The sequence below is a fragment of the Albimonas donghaensis genome (genome assembly GCF_900106695.1).
GTDB classification, from domain to species: Bacteria; Pseudomonadota; Alphaproteobacteria; order Rhodobacterales; family Rhodobacteraceae; genus Albimonas; species Albimonas donghaensis.
Genome location: NZ_FNMZ01000001.1, coordinates 814,849 through 833,072 on the forward strand (window position 1 = coordinate 814,849; position 18,224 = coordinate 833,072).

The following is an 18,224-nucleotide window of genomic DNA, read 5'->3' on the forward strand; positions in this document are numbered from 1 at the left end:
CGCCGCCTTTCAGTCGAGCCGTTACGCCATGACCGCCGCCTCCCGACCGCCCTCCCCCAAGACCGACGACCCCGACGCCGATCCGCGGGGCCTGATCGCCGAGGCCTACCGGATGCCGGACCTGGTTCCGGAGGCGGCGCGCGCGATCTTCTTCGACTGGGCCCTGGGTCGGTCCGGGGGCGAGGGCCGGACCGAGTCCATCGCCGCCCTGCACGCCCGCTACGCCCCGCTCGCGCCCGATCACCCGATGACCGCGGTGCTGGAGGAGGGGCTGGCGCAGGCCGCGCGTCCCACGGGCCGCCGCGGGGGTCGCCGCGGGGGGCGCGCCGGACGCCGGAACTGAGCGCTTTCCCGCCGGGGCCCCGAAGGCGCCGCGTCCCGGTTGCGCCCACTCGACCGTTCCGCCCGCGGCGCGCGGCGGCGTGGCGCTGACGGGACCGTTTTCAGCGGCCCGGGGCAGGAACAGGGGGCGGGGAAGGGTTCGGAGCCGGGATGTCCGGCTGACCCGTCCCGAGGCGCCTGCGCGGCCGCAGCGACGAAAAAGGGGCGCGGCGGGCGCGCCCCTTGCCAATGGTCCGGCCGCCGCGCCGCCTGCGGCCTCGCAGCCCGCGACCGGGTCCCGCGCGCCGCGGGCGGAGCCGCGCCGCCGGGCGCCCGCGCGACGCGGCGCTTGCGTCCTCAGGCCTTGCGGCTCAGCTCTCCCAGCACCCGCGCCCAGGAGCGCGCGCCCTTCCGGAAGCTCTCCATGTCGTATTTCTCGTTGGGCGAGTGCATGTTGTCGTCGTCGTTGCCGAAGCCGATCAGCAGCGACTCCATGCCCAGCAGCTTCTGGAAATGTCCCGCGATGGGGATCGAGCCGCCGCAGCCCACGAAGGCCGCCTCCGTCTCCCACTCCGCCGAAAGCGCCGTGCGCGCCGCCTCGAACTCCGGGGCCGTCACGTCCATGACCACCGCCTCCGAGGAGCCGTGGCGCTTGAATACCACCTCGCAATCGGCCGGCACGAGGCTGGAGACCAGCTCGCGGAAGCCGGCGCGGATCTTCTCGGGGTCCTGCCGCGACACCAGCCGGCAGGAGACCTTGGCCGAGGCCTCCGCCGCGATCACCGTCTTGAAGCCCTCGCCGGTATAGCCGCCGATGACGCCGTTGAACTCGCAGGTCGGGCGCGACCAGATCTGCTCCAGCGCCGAGCGGTCCTGCTCGCCCGCCGGGATCTCCAGCCCCACCGCCCCGAGGAAACCGGCGGCGGAGAAGGGCAGCGCCTCCCACTGGCGGGCGAGATCGGGGGAGATGTCGTCCACGTCGTCGTAAAAGCCCGGAATGGTCACGCGGCCCGTGTCGTCATGCAGGGCGGCGAGGATCTTCGCCAGCACCCGGATCGGGTTCGAGGCCGGCCCGCCATACATCCCCGAATGCAGATCGCGCGAGGCGGCCTTCACCGTGATCTCCTCGCCCATCATGCCGCGCAGCATGGTCGAGATCGCCGGGGTTTTCGGGTCGAACATGCCGGTGTCGCAGATCAGGGCGAGGTCGCGGGACAGCTCCTCGCGATTCGCCTCCAGGAAGGGGATCAGCGAGGGCGAGCCCGATTCCTCCTCGCCCTCGAACAGGATCGAGATCTTCGCGGGCAGGGTCCCGGTCTCGGCCTTCCAGGCGCGGCAGGCCTCGATGAAGGTCATCAGCTGGCCCTTGTCGTCCACCGCGCCGCGGGCGCGGATCACGCGGCGGCCGTCGGGCAGGGTTTCGACCGCGGGGGCGAAGGGATCGGCGTTCCACAGGTTCAGCGGGTCCACCGGCTGCACGTCGTAGTGGCCGTAGAACAGCAGCGACGGGGCGGCGGAGGCGGGATCCGCCAGCGCGTCGCCATGGGCCACGACCATCGGATGACCGGGGGTGGGGCGCAGCTCGGCCGCGAAGCCGAGGCCGTTGAGCTCGTGGACCAGCCAGGCGGCGGCCTCGGCGCAGGCGGGCTTGTAGGCCGGATCGGTGGAGATCGAGGGGAAGCGCAGCAGGGCGAAGAGCCGTTCGACGGCGGCGTCGAGATCGGCGTCGAGCCGGTCGAGAACGGCGGGCAGGGCGGAATGGGACATGGCGCGCTCCGGGCGGGGTGGCTTTGGGGGGAGGCGGCGGGAAGGCCGGGATCGGGGCGGAGCGTGGCGCCGGGAGCGGGCCTTGGCAACCGGGCGGAGGCGCGCCGGGCTCCGGCCTGTCGCGAGGGAATCGGCGGAGCGAGGCGCCGCGTCGAGGCGGCGCCCGGTGGGACCGGCGCGCCCGCGGCGCGTGGCGACCCTGGTGCGGGTGGCAGCGGGAAAGCGCCGAGGGAAAGCCTTGGGGGGGAAAGCGTCGGGGGAAAGCGCCGAGAGGAGAGCGGCCGTGGGCCCGCGAAGGCGGCGCGGGCCGCCGGGCGCCGAGGCCGGCCATGGCAAGGGGGCGATGGCATGGGATCGGGGCCCAGGCCAGCGGAAACGGCGAGGCCGCGCGAGGACGGCCGCGCGCCGCGGGCGGGCCGGCGCCGCGGGCGGGCGCTCCACGCGGCGCCCCGTGCGCCCTCAGTCCCGCGCGGCGCGGCGGCGGGCGAGGGCGCTGTCCCGGTCCTCCACCCCCAGCAGGGGCGCGAGCTGGCGCAGGAAGGCGTCCTCCTCCGGATCCCGCCGCCCGTCCGCCAGCGCCACCGACCAGATCGCCTCCAGCAGGCCGGCGCGCGCCTCGATCGGCACCGCCCGCTTCAGCGCGCGGGTGAAGCGCACCGTGTCGGGGGCCGCGGCCTCGGCCCGCTCGGCCTCGGCCAGCAGCGACTCCGCGCCGGCGGCGGACAGCCCGTGCCGCTCGGCCAGCGCCGAGAGGATCACCTCGCGCTCGCGGCCCTCGTAGTCGCCATCCGCCCGCGCCGCCCGCACCATCAGCGCCGCCAGCGCCAGGCGCGACTCGTCCTCGGGCAGGGCGGCTTCGGATTCGGGCGCGGACAGGAAAGCCAGCAGGGATCGCAGCATGGTCGGGGTCTCCGGGGACGTGGGGGCGGGCGGCGCGGGCGGAGCGCCTCGCGCTTCATATGGCGCGGTCCGCCGCGCGCGGCCACCCGGCATGCGTCCGTCACAGGTTTCCGCTACGCTTCGTGATCCCGGCGCCGATTTTCTTTCGGGAGCCCTTGACGACCTCCGCCCGCCCGAATATCAACCCGGCACTCCCGACGGGGCGGCGACGCGGAACACTCTGCGAAGCGGCCACATACCGGACGGGACGGCGGCTGCGGTTGTAGCTCAGTTGGTTAGAGTACCGGCCTGTCACGCCGGGGGTCGCGGGTTCGAGCCCCGTCAACCGCGCCATCGCCGCCTTCTTCCGCCTCGGGCGGGAGCGACGTTCTACGAAAATGACTGGAAGTTCCCCGACAGGGGGTCCCCCCGCGTCGTTCATGCGCGCGAGCGCTGCGGCTGCCGCGTCGGCCGGCGGCGGGGCCATGGCGTTCGGCGGACCCTGCAGGCCGCGACCGCGGTGTTCATGGGGCCGGGGCGGGGCGATGCGCCGGCAAGATGCACCGGGGCAAGATGAACCGGGGCGGGGAGCTGGAGCGGGGAACCGGGGCGGGACGATCGCGCGGCCGCGGCGATCCGCGCCGGGACAGGACGTCCCCCGGCCTCGCGACCCTGGTTCCGGCGTGTGTCCCGGCGAGGGTCCCCGACGTCGGATCGCGCCACCGCCATGGGGGCGACGCGCCCGTCCTGCAAGCCTTGCCGAGTCTCCACGCGCGGACCGAACCGCGTCCTGTTTCGATCCGGCGCGGCCTTTCGCACCGCAGCAGAGGCGCGGCATGCAACCGCATACCGACCCCGGCCGTCGATTCGAGCGCATTTTCAGCGTCTTGCCGTTGGGGACCGGGAAAATCGTCCCGATTTCCGCCACGTTCCGACCCCGATACGTTCGTCTCCCTTTGTTGACCTCGCCGCGACCCGGCTATAGACGTGAGCCCGTCTGGAACGCCGGGACGCGCGCCGAGGTCGGCGCCTCTGTCCGCGGCCTGCGGGAGGGCTCATGGACGACCTGCTGCGCGAATATCTTCCGATCCTCATCTTCCTCGCGCTGGCCGTCGGCCTGGGCCTGGTTCTGATCCTCGCCGCCGTGGTGCTGGCGGTGCGCAGACCGGACGCCGAGAAGATCTCGGCCTATGAATGCGGCTTCAACGCCTTCGACGACGCGCGCATGAAATTCGACGTGCGCTTCTACCTCGTCTCGATCCTGTTCATCATCTTCGATCTCGAGATCGCCTTCCTGTTCCCCTGGGCCGTGGCCTTCCAGGATGTCGGGCTGTTCGGCTTCTGGTCGATGATGGTGTTCCTCGCGGTGCTGACCATCGGCTTCGCCTATGAATGGAAGAAGGGAGCGCTGGAATGGCAGTAACCCCGACCGGGCAGGGGACCGAAGCCAAGACCGCCGCGCTCGGCGGCGAGATGGTTCCGGCCGCCCGCGCCTCCCTGGCCCCGTCCTCGGCGCTCGCGACCGGGGCCGGCGCCGACAAGGACATCTTCGCCCGCAACCTGTCGGACGAACTGGCGGACAAGGGCTTCCTGCTCACCACCGCCGACGACGTCATCAACTGGGCGCGCACCGGCTCGCTGTTCTGGATGACCTTCGGGCTGGCCTGCTGCGCGGTGGAGATGATGCACACCTCCATGCCGCGCTACGACGTGGAGCGGTTCGGCTTCGCGCCGCGCGCCTCGCCGCGCCAGTCCGACGTGATGATCGTGGCCGGCACGCTGACCAACAAGATGGCCCCGGCGCTGCGCAAGGTCTACGACCAGATGCCGGAGCCGCGCTACGTCATCTCCATGGGCTCCTGCGCCAATGGCGGCGGTTACTATCACTATTCCTACTCGGTCGTGCGCGGCTGCGACCGGGTCGTGCCGGTCGACATCTACGTGCCCGGCTGCCCCCCGACGGCGGAGGCGCTGCTTTACGGCATCCTCCAGCTTCAGCGAAAGATCAGGCGCACCGGGGTGATCGCCCGCTGAGCGGGCGGACCTCAACGAGCCAGGGAGACGCCCAGCCGATGTCCGAAGCCCTCGCAGAGATCGCCGTGCTCATGGAAGCGCGGCTGCCCGAGGCGGTGATCTCCCATGAGATCGCCGTGGGCGAGCTGACCGTGATGGTCGCGCTCGACAAGATCCCCGACGCGGTGAAGTTCCTGCGCGACGACCCGTCGTGCCAGTTCACCACGATGATCGACATCACCGGGGTCGACTGGCCGGCGCGCGAGCAGCGCTTCGACCTCGTCTATCACTTCCTGTCGATGCGCCAGAACCTGCGCATCCGCCTGAAGGCCCGCGTGCGGGAGGACGAGATCGCGCCCTCCATCACCGACATCCACCCCTGCGCCGACTGGTTCGAGCGCGAGGTGTTCGACATGTATGGCGTGCTGTTCTCGGGCCATCCGGATCTTCGCCGGATCCTGACCGACTACGGCTTCCGCGGGCATCCGCTGCGCAAGGATTTCCCGACCACCGGCTATGTCGAGGTCCGCTATGACGAGGAGGCCAAGCGCGTGGTCTACGAGCCCGTCAAGCTGACCCAGGACTACCGGCAGTTCGACTTCATGAGCCCGTGGGAAGGCGCCGAATACATCCTTCCCGGCGACCAGAAAGCGGAGGCGAAGTGATGGACGGCACCGACTTCCAGACGCCCGAACAGCGCATCCGCAACTTCAACATCAACTTCGGTCCCCAGCATCCGGCGGCCCATGGCGTGCTGCGCATGGTGCTGGAACTGGACGGCGAGGTGGTGGACCGGGTCGACCCCCATATCGGCCTTCTGCATCGCGGCACCGAAAAGCTGATGGAGAGCCGCACCTACCTGCAGAACCTCCCCTATTTCGACCGGCTCGACTACGTGGCCCCGATGAACCAGGAGCACGCCTGGTGCCTGGCCATCGAGAAGCTGGTCGGCGTCGAGGTTCCGCGTCGCGCCCAGCTGATCCGGGTGCTGTTCTGCGAGATCGGGCGCATTCTCAACCACCTGCTCAACGTCACCACGCAGGCCATGGACGTGGGCGCGCTGACGCCGCCGCTCTGGGGTTTCGAGGAGCGCGAGCAGCTCATGGTGTTCTATGAGCGCGCCTGCGGGGCGCGGCTCCACGCCGCCTATTTCCGCCCCGGCGGCGTGCATCAGGACCTGACGCCCGAACTGTGCGAGGACATTCTCGCCTGGTGCGATCCGTTCCTCGGCGTCTGCGACGACCTCGAAGGGCTGCTGACCGACAACCGCATCTTCAAGCAGCGCAATGTCGACATCGCCGTCGTCACCAAGGAGGAGGCCCAGGCCTGGGGCTTCTCGGGCGTGATGGTGCGCGGCTCGGGCCTCGCCTGGGACCTGCGCCGGGCCCAGCCCTACGAATGCTATGACGAGATGGACTTCCAGATCCCGCTCGGCAAGAACGGCGACTGCTACGACCGCTATCTCTGCCGCATGGAAGAGATGCGAGAGAGTGTGAAGATCATCAAGCAGTGCATTGAGAAGCTTGATGAATGCAAGGGTGAGCCGGTGATCCACCGGGGCAAGCTCGCCCCCCCCAAGCGGGCCGAGATGAAGACCTCGATGGAGGCGCTCATCCACCACTTCAAGCTTTATACCGAAGGGTTCCATGTGCCGGCCGGCGAGGTCTACGCCGCGGTCGAGGCGCCCAAGGGCGAATTCGGCGTCTACCTGGTCGCCGACGGCACCAACAAGCCCTACCGCGCCAAGCTGCGCGCGCCGGGCTTTCCGCATCTCGCGGCCATGGACCATATCTGCAGGGGCCACCAGCTGGCCGACGTCTCGGCCATCCTCGGCTCGCTCGACGTGGTGTTCGGGGAGATCGACCGCTAATGCTTCGCCGCCTTCATCACGAACAGCCCGAAAGCTTCGCCTTCACGCAAGCCAACCTGGAATGGGCCGAGGGGCAGATCGCCAAGTATCCCGAGGGGCGTCAGGCCTCCGCGGTGATCCCGCTGCTGTGGCGCGCGCAGGAGCAGGAAGGCTGGATCTCCCGCCCGATCATCGAGGTGGTGGCCGACATGCTCGGCCTCGCCCAGATCCGGGTGCTGGAGGTCGCGTCCTTCTACTTCATGTTCCAGCTCGCCCCCGTCGGCCGCTACCACATCCAGGTCTGCGGAACGCTGTCCTGCATGCTCTGCGGGGCGGAGGATCTGGTGGCGGTGTGCAAGGACAAGATCGGGCCTGAGGCGCACAAGGTCTACCGGGACGGCCTGTTCTCGTGGGAGGAGGTCGAGTGCCTCGGCGCCTGCTCGAACGCGCCCATGGTGCAGATCGGCAAGGATTTCTACGAGGACCTGACCACCGAACGGTTCGCCGAGATCCTCGACGCCTTCGCCAATGGCGAGGTTCCGACGCCGGGTCCGCAGAACGGCCGCTACGGGCCGGAGCCGAAATCGGGCCTGACCTCGCTGATCATCCCCGAGGATGAGCGCAACGGGCTCAACGCCTCGGCGCAGCTGGCCGTCGCGCTCGGCGAAACCGTGGCGCGGATCGACGGCACGCAGCCCGTCGCCTCGGCCCAGGTCATCAACACGCCCCGTTCGGGCGGAAACTGAGGGGCGGTCGAGGGGGAATGGGCGCGATGCGCAGCGACAAGGACAGGGCGACCACGAAGCTGGCGAGCATCGTCATCCTCGTCGCCATGGGTCTGTGGCTGGGGCTCAGCGCCGCCGGCGGCGCGCTAGGGCTTCCGGTGCGTTTCGCCTTTCTCATCGACATGCTCTGCCTCGCGGCGCTCGGCTGGGCGCTGATCAATCTGTTTCTGGTCTGGCGCAAGGGCGCCGGGAAGGAGTGACGCGGATGTTCCTGCGCGACGAAGACCGGATCTTCCAGAACATCTACGGGATGAAGGACCGCACGCTGGCCGGCGCCAAGGCCCGCGGCCTGTGGGACGACACCGCCGGCATCATCGGGCGGGGCCGCGACGCGATCCTGGACGAGATGAAGAAATCGGGCCTGCGCGGCCGGGGCGGGGCGGGCTTTCCGACCGGCCTGAAATGGTCGTTCATGCCCAAGGAATCCGACGGCCGGCCGCATTATCTGGTGGTCAACGCCGACGAATCCGAACCCGGGACCTGCAAGGACCGGGAGATCATGCGCCACGACCCGCACACGCTGGTCGAGGGCTGCCTGGTCGCCGGTTTCGCGATGGGCGCGCATGCCGCCTACATTTACATCCGCGGCGAGTTCATCCGGGAGCGCGAGGCGCTGCAGATCGCCATCGACGAGGCCTATGAAGACGGGCTGCTGGGCCGGAACGCCGCGAAATCCGGCTGGGATTTCGACGTCTACCTGCATCACGGCGCCGGGGCCTATATCTGCGGCGAGGAAACCGCGCTGCTGGAAAGCCTCGAAGGCCGCAAGGGCATGCCGCGCCTGAAGCCGCCGTTCCCGGCGAATACCGGCCTCTACGGCTGCCCGACCACGGTGAACAACGTCGAGTCCATCGCCGTCGCCCCCACCATCCTGCGCCGCGGCGCCGACTGGTTCGCGGGCTTCGGGCGGCAGAACAACGCGGGCACCAAGCTTTTCGCCATCTCGGGCCATGTGAACCAGCCCTGCGTGGTCGAGGAGGCGATGTCGATCCCCCTGCGCGAGCTGCTGGACAAGCATTGCGGCGGCGTGCGCGGCGGCTGGGACAATCTCAAGGCGGTGATCCCCGGCGGGTCGTCGGTGCAGTGTCTGCCCAGCCCGGTCTGCGGCGACGCGATCATGGATTTCGACTGGCTGCGCGAGCAGAAATCCGGTCTCGGCACCGCCGCGGTGATCGTGATGGATCAGTCCACCGACATCATCAAGGCGATCTGGCGGCTGTCGAAATTCTACAAGCACGAGAGCTGCGGCCAGTGCACGCCCTGCCGGGAAGGCACCGGCTGGATGATGCGGGTCATGGACCGGCTGGTGACCGGAGAGGCCGAGATCGAGGAGATCGACATGCTCTTCGACGTCACCAAGCAGGTCGAGGGCCACACCATCTGCGCGCTCGGCGACGCGGCGGCCTGGCCGATCCAGGGCCTGATCCGGCATTACCGCGACGAGATCGAGGACCGCATCAAGGCGAAGAAGACGGGCCGCGTCTCGGCGGTGGCCGCCGAATGAACCAGCCCGCCGGACATCACCTGGCCGAGTTCAACATCGGCGTGCTGCGCTACGACTGGGACGATCCCCGCGTGGCCGACTTCGCGGACAACGAGCCGCGCGTGAACGCTCTGGCCGAGCGGGCGGAGGGGTTCGTCTGGCGGCTGAGCTCCGAAGAGATGGAGCGCGCGCAGCTGGACCCGGACGGGCCGTTGGGCGGGAACCCGCGCACGGCCTCGACGCTGTCGGTCTGGACGGACGCGGCGTCGCTGGAACAATTCGTGTGGAACACGGTGCATCGCAACTTCTACGCCCGGCGGGCGGAGTGGTACGACGCGACGGACAGCCAGCGGCTGGTGATGTGGTGGGTGCCCGAGGGAACCCGCCCCAGCGCGGCGGACGGCATGGCGCGGCTGGCGCGGCTGGAGGCCGAAGGGCCCTCCGAGCACGCGTTCGGCTGGTCGGAACTCAAGGACGCGCGGCTCTGGAAGACCCGGGGCTGCGGCGACGCGGAGGCGGCGTGAGCATGACCGATCTGAAGAAAATCAGCATCGACGGCGAGGTGATCGAGGTCGACGGCGCCATGACGCTGCTGCAGGCCTGCGAGGCCGCCGGGGTCGAGGTGCCGCGCTTCTGTTATCATGAGCGCCTGTCGATCGCCGGCAACTGCCGCATGTGTCTGGTCGAGGTGAAGGGCGGTCCGCCCAAGCCCGCGGCCTCCTGCGCCATGCAGGTGCGCGACCTGCGCCCCGGCCCGGAAGGCCAGGCGCCGGAGGTGTTCACCAACACCCCCATGGTCAAGAAGGCCCGCGAAGGGGTGATGGAGTTCCTGCTCATCAATCACCCGCTGGATTGCCCGATCTGCGACCAGGGCGGCGAATGCGACCTGCAGGATCAGGCCATGGCCTATGGCGTGGACTTCTCCCGCTACCGGGAGCCCAAGCGCGCCGCGGTGGACATGGATCTCGGGCCGCTGGTCGGCACCTGCATGACCCGCTGCATCTCCTGCACCCGCTGCGTGCGCTTCATCACCGAAGTCGCCGGCGTGCCGGAGATGGGGCAGACGGGCCGCGGCGAGGACTCGGAGATCACGTCCTATCTCTCGCAGACCCTGACCTCGGAGATGCAGGGCAACATCATCGACCTGTGCCCCGTGGGCGCGCTGACCTCCAAGCCCTACGCCTTCACGGCGCGTCCGTGGGAGCTGCGCAAGACCGAGACCATCGACGTGATCGACGCGCTCGGATCTTCGATCCGGGTGGATGTGCGCGGCCGCGAGGTGATGCGCATCGTGCCCCGCAACCATGACGGGGTGAACGAGGAATGGCTGGCCGACCGGTCCCGCTTCGTGTGGGACGGGCTGCGCCGGCAGCGGCTGGACAAGCCCTATGTGCGCCGCGACGGCAAGCTGAAGCCGGCGACCTGGGGCGAGGCCTTCGCCGCCATCGCCGAGGCCGCCGAGGGCAAGACGGTGTCCGGCATCGCCGGCGATCTGGCCTCGACCGAGGCGATGTTCGCGCTCAAGGGCCTGGTGGGCAGCCTCGACGGCGTGGCCGAATGCCGGACCGACGGCGTGGCGCTGGAGGCGGGGAACCGCGGGTCCTATGCCGGCACCGCGAAGATCGAGGATCTGGACGACGCCGAGCTGATCCTGCTGGTCGGGACCAATCCGCGCAGCGAGGCGCCGGTGCTCAACGCCCGCATCCGCAAGGCCTGGATGAACGGCGCCAAGGTCGGGCTGATCGGCGAGGCCGTCGACCTGACTTATGACTACGACCATATCGGGACCGGCCCGGACGCGCTGGCCGCGACGGTGAACACGCCGGCCGAGGACTGGACGCCGGTCAAGGGCAAGAAGTCGGTGGTCATCATCGGGCAGGGCGCGCTGGCGCGCGAGGACGGCGCCGCGGCGCTGGCCGCCGCGATGAAGGTCGCCGAACTGGGCGAGAGCGGGTTCCTGGTCCTGCACAACGCCGCGAGCCGCGTCGGCGGGCTGGATCTGGGCCTGGTCGCCGAGGGCGGGATCGCCCGGGCGCTGGAAGCGGACGTGATCCTGAACCTGGGCGCGGACGAGCTCGACATTCCGGCCGGGCCCTTCGTGGTCTACCAGGGCTCCCACGGGGACCGGGGCGCGCATCGCGCCGACGTGATCCTGCCGGGCGCCGCCTGGACCGAGGAATCGGGGATCTTCGTGAACACCGAAGGCCGCCCCCAGCTCGCCAATCGCGCCGGTTTCCCGCCGGGCGAAGCGCGGGAGAACTGGGCGATCCTGCGCGCGCTGTCCGCCGCCATGGGCAAGCCGCTGCCCTATGACGGGCTGGCCGCGCTGCGCAAGGCGATGTTCGAGGACGTGCCGCACCTGGCCCGTCTCGACACGGTTCCCGAGAACGCGCATGAGGCGCTGGAACTCGGGGTGCTCGGTCACGCGCCTTACGCCCCGGCGCTCGCCGACCATTACCTGGTCAACCCGATCTGCCGCGCCTCGACGGTGCTGGCCGACCTCTCCCGCCTCCGCGCCCTGCGCGAAGCGAAACCGATGGCCGCGGAGTAAGCGCGATGGAAACCGGATTCTGGTCCGATTACGGCCTTCCCGGCCTGCTGATCCTGCTGCAGTGCCTGGTGGTCACCGTCTGCCTTCTGGTGAGCCTCGCCTTCCTGCTGTGGATGGACCGCAAGGTCTGGGGCGCGGTGCAGCTGCGCAAGTCGATCAACGTGGTGGGGCCCTTCGGCCTGCTGCAATCCTTCGCGGACTTCCTGAAGTTCGCGATGAAGGAGATCGTGGTGCCGGCGGGCGCGGACAAGACCGTGTTCTTCCTCGCCCCGCTGATCAGCTTCGTGTTGGCGACCATCGCCTGGGCGGTGATCCCGTTCAACGCGGGCTGGGTGGTCTCCGACATCAATGTCGGCATCCTGTTCATCTTCGCCGTGTCCTCGCTGGAGGTCTACGGCGTGATCATGGGCGGCTGGGCCTCGAACTCGAAATACCCGTTCCTGGGCGGGCTGCGCTCGGCGGCGCAGATGATTTCGTATGAGGTCTCGATCGGCCTGATCATCGTGGGCGTGCTGATCTCCACCGGCTCGCTGAACCTGACCGCGATCGTCGAGGCGCAGCGCGGCGCCTACGGGATGTTCTCCTGGTACTGGCTGCCGCATTTCCCGGTGATGATCATGTTCTTCATCTCCGCCCTGGCCGAGACCAACCGCCCGCCCTTCGACCTGCCGGAGGCGGAATCGGAGCTGGTGGCCGGCTACCAGGTCGAATATTCGTCGACCCCGTACCTGCTGTTCATGATCGGCGAGTACATGGCGATCACCCTGATGTGCGCGCTGATGACCACGCTGTTCTTCGGGGGCTGGCTGTCGCCGATCCCCGGCCTGCCGGACGGCGTGTTCTGGTTCGTGCTCAAGGCGGTGTTCTTCTTCTTCATGTTCGCCATGGTGAAGGCCGTCGTGCCGCGCTTCCGCTACGATCAGCTGATGCGCATCGGCTGGAAGGTCTTCCTGCCGCTGTCGCTGGCCTGGGTGGTGATCGCCGCCGGTCTGGCGCAGTACGGCGTCCCCGGCTACGCCCGCTGGTAAGGAGCAACTGACATGGCCTTCTCCTACGCCCGCGCCGCGCACTACTTCGTGCTGGCCGACTTCATCGCCGGCTTCCGGTTGGGCTTCAAATACTTCTTCAAGCCGAAGAAGACGCTCAACTATCCGTTCGAGAAGGGGCCGCTGAGCCCGCGGTTCCGGGGCGAGCACGCCCTGCGCCGCTATCCGAACGGCGAGGAACGCTGCATCGCCTGCAAGCTGTGCGAGGCGATCTGCCCCGCCCAGGCGATCACCATCGAGGCCGAACCGCGCGAGGACGGCAGCCGCCGCACCACGCGCTACGACATCGACATGACGAAGTGCATCTATTGCGGCTTCTGTCAGGAGGCGTGCCCGGTGGACGCCATCGTCGAGGGTCCGAACTTCGAGTTCGCCACCGAAACGCGCGAGGAGCTGTTCTACAACAAGGACAAGCTGCTCGCGAACGGCGATCGCTGGGAGCGGGAGATCGCCCGCAACCTGGAGCTGGACGCGCCTTACCGCTGAGGGCGGGCGTCAGGGACCGCGGGCCGTGAGGCGCCGCTGACCGAGGGTCGGAAGAAGGGGGAAAGGGAGATGGCGAATGCACCGCTTGTCCGCGCTTTTTCTCGCGCCGGCGCTTCTGGCGGCGGCGGGATGCGCGACCACCCAGGGCCCCGAGCGGGCCGAGCGGATGGGCGCCCTGATGGGCCGCACGGAACTGTCGCTGGTGCGCGAATTGGGCGTGCCCGACGCGACCGCGGAGGCCGAGGGCCGTCGCATCCTGCGCTGGTCCAGCGCCACGCTGGAGGTCGTGCCCGAACCCTATCCCTGGGGACCGTTCGGGCCCTGGGGCTACGGATACGGCCGGGGGGGCTACGCCTACGGCTACGGCGCCGGATGGGCGGCGCCGCGGACCTACCGTCGCTGGTGCGACATGGAACTGGAATTCGAGCGGGCGGAAGACGCGCCGGAGGCGCCCTGGAGGGCGGTTTCCTGGCGGACCCGCGGAAACGACTGCCGCTGAGCCTCGGGCCGGCGCGCGACAAGAGGATCTGCGCATGACCGTGGCCACGATCGCCTTCTACCTGTTCGCCTGCTCGGCCATCGCGGCGGGGCTGCTGACCGTCCTGGCCCGCAACCCGGTGCATTCCGTGCTGTGGCTGATCCTGGCCTTCTTCTCCTGCTCTGGCCTGTTCGTGCTGGTGGGGGCGGAGTTCGTGGCCATGCTGCTGGCCATCGTCTATGTGGGCGCGGTCGCGGTGCTGTTCCTGTTCGTGGTGATGATGCTCGACGTCGACTTCGCCGAGCTTCGGGCCGGGTTCTCGGATTATCTGCCGGTGGGCGTGCTGATCGGGCTGGTTCTGCTGATCCAGCTCGGCCTGGTGGCCGGGTCCTGGGTCTTCGCCGACGCGGCGCCCCAGCTTCGGACCGCCGTCGCGCCGATCCCCGCGGATGTGGAGAACACCCGCGCGCTGGGGCGGCTGATCTACACCGACTACGTGCTGCTGTTCCAGCTGGCGGGCATGGTCCTGCTGGTGGCGATGATCGGGGCTATCGTGCTGACCCTGCGCCACAAGCCGGGGGTCAAGCGGCAGAGCGTCATCGACCAGATGCATCGCGAGCGTCACGAGGCGGTCGAGCTTAAAGACATCAAGCCGGGCCAGGGCATCTGAGTTCGGGACGAAGGGGACTGACATGGACAGCGCGGCGGGCATCGGCCTCGAGCACTATCTGACGGTGGGGGCGATCCTTTTCGTCACCGGCATCTTCGGGATCTTCCTGAACCGGAAGAACATCATCATCATCCTGATGTCGATCGAGCTGATGCTGCTCGCGGTCAACATCAATTTCGTGGCGTTCTCGGCGCATCTCGGCGATCTCGCGGGGCAGATCTTCACGCTGTTCGTGCTGACCGTCGCCGCCGCCGAAGCGGCCATCGGCCTGGCCATCCTCGTCTGCTTCTTCCGCAATCGCGGAAGCATCGCGGTCGAGGACGTGAACATGATGAAGGGCTGATCCGATGCTCGAAAGTCTGGTCCTCTTCATCCTGCTCGCGCCGTTCGCGGGTGCGCTGATCGCCGGCTTCGGCTGGCGCTTCACCGGCGAGAAGGGCGCGATGCTGGTCACCACCGGCATCATGATGGTCGCGGCCGTCTTCGCCTGGATCGTGCTGATCGCGCTGCCCGAGGGCGCCGAGAGCCTGTCGCTGTTCCGCTGGATCGACAGCGGCACGCTGGCCATCGACTGGGGCATCCGGCTGGACCGCATGACTTCGGTGATGCTGGTCGTGGTCTGCTCGGTCTCGGCGCTCGTGCATCTCTACTCCATGGGCTACATGGAGGAGGACGAGGCCAAGCCCCGGTTCTTCGCCTATCTGTCCTTCTTCTCCTTCGCCATGCTGGCGCTGGTGACCGGCGACAACCTTCTGCAGCTGTTCTTCGGCTGGGAGGGCGTGGGCGTCGCCTCCTACCTGCTGATCGGGTTCTGGTGGAAGAAGCCCTCGGCCAACGCGGCCGCGATGAAGGCCTTCATCGTCAACCGTGTCGGCGATTTCGGCTTCCTGCTGGGCATCTTCACGCTCTACATGATGACCGACTCGATCGAGCTGGACGTGATCTTCGGGCAGGCCCATCACCTGGCCGAGAGCACGGTGACCTTCCTGTGGACCGACTGGAACGCGGCCGAGCTGGCGTGCTTCCTGCTGTTCATCGGGGCCATGGGCAAGTCGGCGCAGTTCATGCTGCACACCTGGCTGCCCGACGCGATGGAGGGGCCGACCCCGGTCTCCGCCCTGATCCACGCGGCGACGATGGTGACCGCGGGCGTGTTCCTGGTCTGCCGCATGTCGCCGATCATGGAATACGCGCCGATGGCCACCGGCTTCATCACCGTGGTCGGGGGCGTCACCGCCTTCTTCGCGGCGACGGTCGGGCTGGTGCAGACCGACATCAAGCGGGTGATCGCCTACTCCACCTGCTCGCAGCTGGGCTACATGTTCGTGGCGGCGGGCGTCGGCTACTACCAGGCGGCGATGTTCCACCTGTTCACCCACGCCTTCTTCAAGGCGCTGCTGTTCCTCGGGGCCGGCTCGGTCATCCACGCGATGCACCATGAGCAGGACATGCGGAAATACGGCGGGCTGCGGAAGAAGATCCCGGTGACCTTCGCCATGATGATGCTGGGCACGCTGGCCATCACCGGCGTCGGCATCCCGTTCTCCTACGACATCCTGGGCCTGCCGATCGGCTTCGCCGGCTTCGTGTCCAAGGACGCGATCATCGAGGGCGCCTATGCCGCGCACAGCGCAGTCGGCGAGTTCTCCTTCACCCTGCTGGTGATCGCGGCCGCCTTCACCTCCTTCTACTCCTGGCGCCTGATCTTCCTGACCTTCTACGGGGAGACCCGCGACCGGAAGCACTGGGAGCATGCGCATGAGAGCCCGGCGGTGATGATGTGGCCGCTCTACATCCTCGGCGCGGGCGCGGTGCTGGCGGGCATGGTCTTCTTCTCGGGCTTCATCGGCTATTCGTCCGAGGACTGGTTCGGCGCGGCGATCTACGTCAACCACGAGACCAACCATGTCATGCATGACAGCCACTCGGTTCCGGCCTGGGTGAAGCTGTCGCCCTTCGTGGCCATGCTGGGCGGTCTGGCGGTCAGCTACTGGTTCTACATCGCCAATCCGAACCTGCCGCGGGAACTGGCCGAGCGTCATCACGGCGCCTACAAGTTCCTGCTCAACAAGTGGTATTTCGACGAGCTCTACGGCCTGATCTTCGTGCGGCCGGCCATGTGGCTGGGGGCCTTCTTCTGGAAGAAGGGCGACGGCTCGGTCGTCGACGGCGCGATCAACGGGCTGGCCATGGGGGTCATTCCCTGGGTCACCCGGCTCGCGGGCCGCGGGCAGTCGGGATACGTGTTCCACTACGCCTTCGTCATGCTGATCGGCGTCTCGATCCTCGTGACCTGGCTCTCCGTCGGCGGGAGCGCCCACTGATGTCCAACATCCTCACGCTGGTCACCTTCCTGCCGCTGATCGGGGCCCTGGTCCTGATCCTGGTGCTGCGGGGCGAGGACGCGGCCGCCCAGCTCAACGCCAAGGTGGTGGCCCTGATCGCCACCACGGCGACCTTCCTGCTGAGCCTGGTGATCCTGGGCGGCTTCGACGCCTCCGACACCGGCTTCCAGTTCGTGGAGGAGGGCGAGTGGCTGCTCGGCCTCAACTACAAGCTGGGCGTGGACGGGATCTCGGTCCTGTTCGTGATGCTGACCACCTTCCTGATGCCGATCGTGATCGGCGCCTCCTGGGGCGTGACTCACCGGGTGAAGGAATACATGGCGGCGTTCCTGGTGCTGGAGACGCTGATGATCGGCGTCTTCGCCAGCCTCGACATGGTGCTGTTCTACCTGTTCTTCGAGGCCGGCCTGATCCCGATGTTCCTGATCATCGGCATCTGGGGCGGCGCCAACCGCATCTACGCGTCGTTCAAGTTCTTCCTCTACACGCTGCTCGGCTCGCTGCTGATGCTGGTGGCGATGATCTACATGTATGCCGAGGCGGGCACGTCGGACATCCCGACCCTGCTGGCCTACGAGTTCTCGGCCGCGCCGATCACGCTGCTGGGCTGGCACATCGTCGGCGGCGTGCAGACCATGCTGTGGCTGGCCTTCTTCGCCTCTTTCGCGGTGAAGATGCCGATGTGGCCGGTGCACACCTGGCTGCCCGACGCGCATGTGCAGGCCCCGACCGCGGGTTCCGTGGTGCTGGCGGCGATCCTGCTGAAGATGGGCGGCTACGGCTTCCTGCGCTTCTCGTTGCCGATGTTTCCGGTGGCGTCGGAGCTGATGACCGACTTCGTGTTCGCGCTGTCGGTGATCGCGATCATCTACACCTCCCTGGTGGCGATGATGCAGGAGGACATGAAGAAGCTGATCGCCTATTCGTCGGTCGCCCATATGGGCTTCGTGACGCTGGGCATCTTCGCGGCCAACCGGCAGGGCGTCGACGGAGCCATCTTCCAGATGCTCAGCCACGGCTTCATCTCCGGCGCGCTGTTTCTCATCGTCGGCGTGATCTACGACCGGATGCACACCCGTGACATCGCCGCCTATGGCGGGCTCGCGGTGCGGATGCCGGCCTTCGCGCTGATCTTCATGCTGTTCACCATGGGCAATGTCGGCCTGCCGGGCACCTCGGGCTTCATCGGGGAGTTCCTGACCATGGCCGGCGCCTTCCAGGTGTCGACCTGGGCGGCGGCCGGGGCCGCGACCGGCGTGATCCTGTCGGCGGGCTACGCGCTGTGGCTTTATCGCCGCGTGGTGCTGGGCGACCTGATCAAGCAGTCGCTGTCCGCGATCACCGACATGACGGGGCGCGAGCGTCTGCTGTTCGCGCCGCTCGTGGTCGGCACGCTTCTGCTGGGCTTCTATCCCAGCCTGATCACCGACCTGTTCGGCCCCGCGGTCCAGAACCTTGTGAACGGCGTCGACCACGCCGTCGCCGAGGCGACCGCCGACGGCCTGATCCAGTTCGCGGGGGCTGCGCCCGCCGCCGGGGGGACGCACTGAC

At 68.5% G+C, this 18,224-nt stretch carries 18 protein-coding genes, 1 tRNA gene and 1 pseudogene; 18 read left to right on the forward strand and 2 right to left on the reverse strand.

The annotated features are described in order from the left end of the window. Window positions 1–28 precede the first annotated feature (28 nt). Window positions 29–343, forward strand: coding sequence for a hypothetical protein (locus BLV24_RS03390; protein WP_092679702.1), 315 nt, complete (start codon window positions 29–31; stop codon window positions 341–343). A gap of 335 nt (window positions 344–678) precedes the next feature. Here the strand turns inward: BLV24_RS03390 and BLV24_RS03395 are convergent, their stop codons facing one another. Together BLV24_RS03395 and BLV24_RS03400 are read right to left on the reverse strand one after the other, a co-directional pair. After that, complete coding sequence (locus BLV24_RS03395) at window positions 679–2,088, reverse strand: M20/M25/M40 family metallo-hydrolase (protein ID WP_092679703.1); 1,410 nt, start codon at window positions 2,086–2,088, stop codon at window positions 679–681. Window positions 2,089–2,547: 459 nt separating this feature from the next. Further along, complete coding sequence (locus BLV24_RS03400) at window positions 2,548–2,988, reverse strand: tellurite resistance TerB family protein (RefSeq protein WP_092679704.1); 441 nt, start codon at window positions 2,986–2,988, stop codon at window positions 2,548–2,550. A 256-nt stretch (window positions 2,989–3,244) separates the two neighbouring features. On the opposite strand from BLV24_RS03400, the gene BLV24_RS03405 reads away from it, so the two are divergent. The 17 genes and pseudogenes from BLV24_RS03405 to BLV24_RS03485 all read left to right on the forward strand — a co-directional run bounded on the left by BLV24_RS03405 (window position 3,245) and on the right by BLV24_RS03485 (window position 18,223). Beyond that, a tRNA-Asp gene (locus BLV24_RS03405) sits at window positions 3,245–3,321 on the forward strand. A 703-nt stretch (window positions 3,322–4,024) separates the two neighbouring features. Continuing rightward, window positions 4,025–4,390, forward strand: a complete 366-nt coding sequence (locus tag BLV24_RS03410) for an NADH-quinone oxidoreductase subunit A (protein ID WP_092679705.1) — start codon at window positions 4,025–4,027, stop codon at window positions 4,388–4,390. Between the two features lie 50 nt (window positions 4,391–4,440). After that, on the forward strand, window positions 4,441–5,001 hold the full coding sequence (locus BLV24_RS03415) for a NuoB/complex I 20 kDa subunit family protein (protein WP_092680255.1): 561 nt from the start codon (window positions 4,441–4,443) through the stop codon (window positions 4,999–5,001). 38 nt (window positions 5,002–5,039) lie between these two features. Continuing rightward, a complete protein-coding gene (locus BLV24_RS03420) occupies window positions 5,040–5,645 on the forward strand; it encodes an NADH-quinone oxidoreductase subunit C (protein ID WP_092679706.1) in 606 nt (201 codons plus the stop codon). Then, entirely contained in the window at window positions 5,645–6,850 is a 1,206-nt protein-coding gene (locus BLV24_RS03425; RefSeq protein ID WP_092679707.1) for an NADH-quinone oxidoreductase subunit D, read from the forward strand. The genes BLV24_RS03420 and BLV24_RS03425 overlap by 1 nt, the downstream gene beginning before the upstream one ends. After that, window positions 6,850–7,524 (forward strand): annotated as a pseudogene (gene nuoE, locus BLV24_RS03430) (NADH-quinone oxidoreductase subunit NuoE); the annotation flags it as partial. The gene BLV24_RS03425 and the pseudogene nuoE, both read left to right, overlap by 1 nt. Window positions 7,525–7,601: 77 nt before the next feature. After that, window positions 7,602–7,814 (forward strand): DUF5337 family protein, encoded by a 213-nt coding sequence (locus tag BLV24_RS03435; RefSeq protein ID WP_245710365.1) that lies wholly within the window; start codon window positions 7,602–7,604, stop codon window positions 7,812–7,814. 5 nt (window positions 7,815–7,819) lie between these two features. Continuing rightward, window positions 7,820–9,118, forward strand: a complete 1,299-nt coding sequence (gene nuoF / locus BLV24_RS03440) for an NADH-quinone oxidoreductase subunit NuoF (protein ID WP_092679710.1) — start codon at window positions 7,820–7,822, stop codon at window positions 9,116–9,118. Further along, complete coding sequence (locus BLV24_RS03445; protein ID WP_092679711.1) at window positions 9,115–9,621, forward strand: DUF3291 domain-containing protein; 507 nt, start codon at window positions 9,115–9,117, stop codon at window positions 9,619–9,621. Before nuoF ends, BLV24_RS03445 begins: the two co-directional genes overlap by 4 nt. A 2-nt stretch (window positions 9,622–9,623) precedes the next feature. After that, window positions 9,624–11,648 (forward strand): NADH-quinone oxidoreductase subunit NuoG, encoded by a 2,025-nt coding sequence (gene nuoG / locus BLV24_RS03450; protein WP_092679712.1) that lies wholly within the window; start codon window positions 9,624–9,626, stop codon window positions 11,646–11,648. A gap of 5 nt (window positions 11,649–11,653) precedes the next feature. Next, window positions 11,654–12,676, forward strand: coding sequence for an NADH-quinone oxidoreductase subunit NuoH (nuoH, locus tag BLV24_RS03455; RefSeq protein WP_092679713.1), 1,023 nt, complete (start codon window positions 11,654–11,656; stop codon window positions 12,674–12,676). Window positions 12,677–12,688: 12 nt separating this feature from the next. Further along, window positions 12,689–13,180 (forward strand): NADH-quinone oxidoreductase subunit NuoI, encoded by a 492-nt coding sequence (nuoI, locus tag BLV24_RS03460; protein ID WP_092679714.1) that lies wholly within the window; start codon window positions 12,689–12,691, stop codon window positions 13,178–13,180. Window positions 13,181–13,256: 76 nt separating this feature from the next. After that, complete coding sequence (locus BLV24_RS03465; RefSeq protein ID WP_092679715.1) at window positions 13,257–13,679, forward strand: hypothetical protein; 423 nt, start codon at window positions 13,257–13,259, stop codon at window positions 13,677–13,679. Between the two features lie 34 nt (window positions 13,680–13,713). Next, complete coding sequence (locus BLV24_RS03470; protein WP_092679716.1) at window positions 13,714–14,328, forward strand: NADH-quinone oxidoreductase subunit J; 615 nt, start codon at window positions 13,714–13,716, stop codon at window positions 14,326–14,328. A gap of 22 nt (window positions 14,329–14,350) precedes the next feature. After that, window positions 14,351–14,671, forward strand: a complete 321-nt coding sequence (gene nuoK, locus BLV24_RS03475; protein ID WP_092679717.1) for an NADH-quinone oxidoreductase subunit NuoK — start codon at window positions 14,351–14,353, stop codon at window positions 14,669–14,671. Window positions 14,672–14,675: 4 nt separating this feature from the next. Continuing rightward, window positions 14,676–16,652 (forward strand): NADH-quinone oxidoreductase subunit L, encoded by a 1,977-nt coding sequence (nuoL, locus tag BLV24_RS03480; RefSeq protein WP_092679718.1) that lies wholly within the window; start codon window positions 14,676–14,678, stop codon window positions 16,650–16,652. Continuing rightward, window positions 16,652–18,223 carry an NADH-quinone oxidoreductase subunit M gene (locus BLV24_RS03485; RefSeq protein ID WP_092679719.1) on the forward strand — a complete coding sequence of 524 codons (1,572 nt, stop codon included), beginning with the start codon at window positions 16,652–16,654 and terminating at the stop codon, window positions 18,221–18,223. The genes nuoL and BLV24_RS03485 overlap by 1 nt, the downstream gene beginning before the upstream one ends. Window position 18,224 lies beyond the last annotated feature (1 nt).

Excerpts from the sequence above, each read along its gene's own strand:
- BLV24_RS03390 (WP_092679702.1), top strand. The coding sequence starts at position 29 with ATGACCGCCGCCTCCCGACCGCCCTCCCCCAAGACCGACGACCCCGAC.
- BLV24_RS03395 (WP_092679703.1), bottom strand. The coding sequence starts at position 2,088 with ATGTCCCATTCCGCCCTGCCCGCCGTTCTCGACCGGCTCGACGCCGAT.
- BLV24_RS03400 (WP_092679704.1), bottom strand. The coding sequence starts at position 2,988 with ATGCTGCGATCCCTGCTGGCTTTCCTGTCCGCGCCCGAATCCGAAGCC.
- BLV24_RS03410 (WP_092679705.1), top strand. The coding sequence starts at position 4,025 with ATGGACGACCTGCTGCGCGAATATCTTCCGATCCTCATCTTCCTCGCG.
- BLV24_RS03415 (WP_092680255.1), top strand. The coding sequence starts at position 4,441 with ATGGTTCCGGCCGCCCGCGCCTCCCTGGCCCCGTCCTCGGCGCTCGCG.
- BLV24_RS03420 (WP_092679706.1), top strand. The coding sequence starts at position 5,040 with ATGTCCGAAGCCCTCGCAGAGATCGCCGTGCTCATGGAAGCGCGGCTG.
- BLV24_RS03425 (WP_092679707.1), top strand. The coding sequence starts at position 5,645 with ATGGACGGCACCGACTTCCAGACGCCCGAACAGCGCATCCGCAACTTC.
- BLV24_RS03435 (WP_245710365.1), top strand. The coding sequence starts at position 7,602 with ATGCGCAGCGACAAGGACAGGGCGACCACGAAGCTGGCGAGCATCGTC.
- nuoF (WP_092679710.1), top strand. The coding sequence starts at position 7,820 with ATGTTCCTGCGCGACGAAGACCGGATCTTCCAGAACATCTACGGGATG.
- BLV24_RS03445 (WP_092679711.1), top strand. The coding sequence starts at position 9,115 with ATGAACCAGCCCGCCGGACATCACCTGGCCGAGTTCAACATCGGCGTG.
- nuoG (WP_092679712.1), top strand. The coding sequence starts at position 9,624 with ATGACCGATCTGAAGAAAATCAGCATCGACGGCGAGGTGATCGAGGTC.
- nuoH (WP_092679713.1), top strand. The coding sequence starts at position 11,654 with ATGGAAACCGGATTCTGGTCCGATTACGGCCTTCCCGGCCTGCTGATC.
- nuoI (WP_092679714.1), top strand. The coding sequence starts at position 12,689 with ATGGCCTTCTCCTACGCCCGCGCCGCGCACTACTTCGTGCTGGCCGAC.
- BLV24_RS03465 (WP_092679715.1), top strand. The coding sequence starts at position 13,257 with ATGCACCGCTTGTCCGCGCTTTTTCTCGCGCCGGCGCTTCTGGCGGCG.
- BLV24_RS03470 (WP_092679716.1), top strand. The coding sequence starts at position 13,714 with ATGACCGTGGCCACGATCGCCTTCTACCTGTTCGCCTGCTCGGCCATC.
- nuoK (WP_092679717.1), top strand. The coding sequence starts at position 14,351 with ATGGACAGCGCGGCGGGCATCGGCCTCGAGCACTATCTGACGGTGGGG.
- nuoL (WP_092679718.1), top strand. The coding sequence starts at position 14,676 with ATGCTCGAAAGTCTGGTCCTCTTCATCCTGCTCGCGCCGTTCGCGGGT.
- BLV24_RS03485 (WP_092679719.1), top strand. The coding sequence starts at position 16,652 with ATGTCCAACATCCTCACGCTGGTCACCTTCCTGCCGCTGATCGGGGCC.